General features: G+C 71.1%; 4 protein-coding genes. 3 read left to right on the forward strand and 1 reads right to left on the reverse strand.

What is annotated here, in order from left to right; all coding sequences use genetic code 11:
* From AC1D01_RS33700 to AC1D01_RS33710, 3 genes are all read left to right on the forward strand, one after another.
* A partial coding sequence (locus AC1D01_RS33700; RefSeq protein ID WP_477873817.1) for a 2OG-Fe dioxygenase family protein occupies nucleotides 1-244 on the forward strand: 244 nt, incomplete at its 5' end.
* A 155-nt stretch (nucleotides 245-399) separates the two neighbouring features.
* Entirely contained in the window at nucleotides 400-675 is a 276-nt protein-coding gene (locus AC1D01_RS33705; RefSeq protein ID WP_477873818.1) for a hypothetical protein, read from the forward strand.
* Between the two features lie 108 nt (nucleotides 676-783).
* The gene (locus AC1D01_RS33710; RefSeq protein WP_477873819.1) at nucleotides 784-1,053 is read left to right on the forward strand and encodes a hypothetical protein; all 270 of its coding nucleotides are present in this window, start codon (nucleotides 784-786) and stop codon (nucleotides 1,051-1,053) included.
* A gap of 6 nt (nucleotides 1,054-1,059) precedes the next feature.
* On the opposite strand, the gene AC1D01_RS33715 is transcribed toward AC1D01_RS33710, so the two are convergent.
* A partial coding sequence (locus AC1D01_RS33715) for an SDR family NAD(P)-dependent oxidoreductase (protein WP_477873820.1) occupies nucleotides 1,060-1,653 on the reverse strand: 594 nt, incomplete at its 5' end.

Raw genomic sequence — 1,653 nt, forward strand, 5'->3', positions numbered from 1 at the left:
GCTGCTGGTCGGCCGCCGCGGCGTGAAGGGCGGCGAGACGCGGGTCTTCGAAGCCGAGGGCCCGAACGGCATCCGCTTCACGATGAGCGAGCCGTGGACCACGCTGATGCTCGACGACGAGCGCGTGATCCACGAGAGCACGCCGATCCAGCCGCTGTCGGCCGATGCGCAGCACAGCGCGCACCGCGACACGCTGGTGCTGACCTTCCGCCAGGGCGGGTTCCAGGGGCCGGCGGGGGCCTGAGCCCGCAGGGCGAGGGCTGCGGCGCGGCCGGTTCGTCGCGCCCGGCTGCAGTTCGTCCGCGCGACGGGCCGGGCCGTCGCAAGGCGCTGGGAGAGGGCGGGGCGGCTGCCGATACTGACTCCATCGACGACACAAACCACCGACTGGAGCCCGACATGACCACCACCCGCCTGACCCAACTGACGCTGATCGTTGCCACGCTGTCCGCCGCCGTGCTGCTGTGCCAGCCGCGGGTCCAGGCCGGCGCCCAGGTCGCCGCCGCGGCGCCGGAAGTGATCACGATGCCGATGGTCACCATCACCGGCAGGAAGATGCCCGTGATCGTGATGCCGCAGGTGGTCGTGACCGGCAAGCGCGAATCGACGAACCTGCAGGCCAGCGACGTGCAGCTCGCGCAGCAGGCCCGTGCGGCCCGCGGCGAGCGCGGCTGAAGTCAGCGCCAGGTTCAACGCTGAATGACCTGAAAGACCCTGCGCCTGTGCCGGCCTGATAATGCCGGCTCGCCAACGAGGTGCCCCTTGTCCATGATCTTCCGCCGCGTGTTCGCCTTCCTGATTCGCCTGGTCGCCATCGTGATCGGCGCCATCTTCGCGGCCGGGCTGCTGCTGCTGGGAATCGTCCTCACGCTGACGCTGATCACGTGGGCACTGCTGCGCGGCCGCAAGCCCCAGGTGCGGCGCTTCAAGGTCGATCCGCGCCAGCCGTTCGGCGGCTTCACGCGGGGTGGCGCGGCGGTCGATCCGGCCAATGTCGTCGACGTCGAAGCGCGCGAGGTGCCTGCTGCACCGCCGCGGCTCGACCGGTCCTGAGCAGCCTCAGGCGTCCCTGACGTCTGCTACGGGCTGGTTGCCGAAATCGGTGCGATCCAGGTAGGCCAGCACCTTGGCCGCGGCCTCGGCCGGCGACGCCAGCCCGCCGTTGCGCTGCAGGTTCACGAAATGCGACTGGTCGGGGAAGCCATCCGCCGGGTTGTCGCGCAGCCGGGCCTGCATCTCGGTGTCGATCACGCCAGGCGCCAGCGAGACGATCTTCGCGCCGTTCGGCTGCAATGCTTCGTCGAGCGCGATCGTGCGGGCCGCATGATCCAGCCCGGCCTTGGCCGCGGCGTAGATCGCCTGGCCCGCCATTGCGCGCCGACCCAGCCCTGACGAGATCTGCAGCACGCGCCGCCGCGTCGGCCACGCGAGCGTCGCGCGCAGGAACGCGGCGGTCAGCAGCAGCGGTGCCTCGAGCCCGACGCGCAGCGCGTTCGACACATCGGTGCCGTCGACATGCCCGAGCGGGCCGACGCGCGTCAGCACGCCGGCGTTGTTGATCAGCGTCGCGGTGTCGAACGAGGTGTGGTCGATCTGCGCGAGCCAGGCCGACAACCGGTGCGCCACCGGCAGCGGCGTCGCGAGGTCCATCCC

Source organism: Rhizobacter sp. P3_B12 (assembly GCF_056402895.1).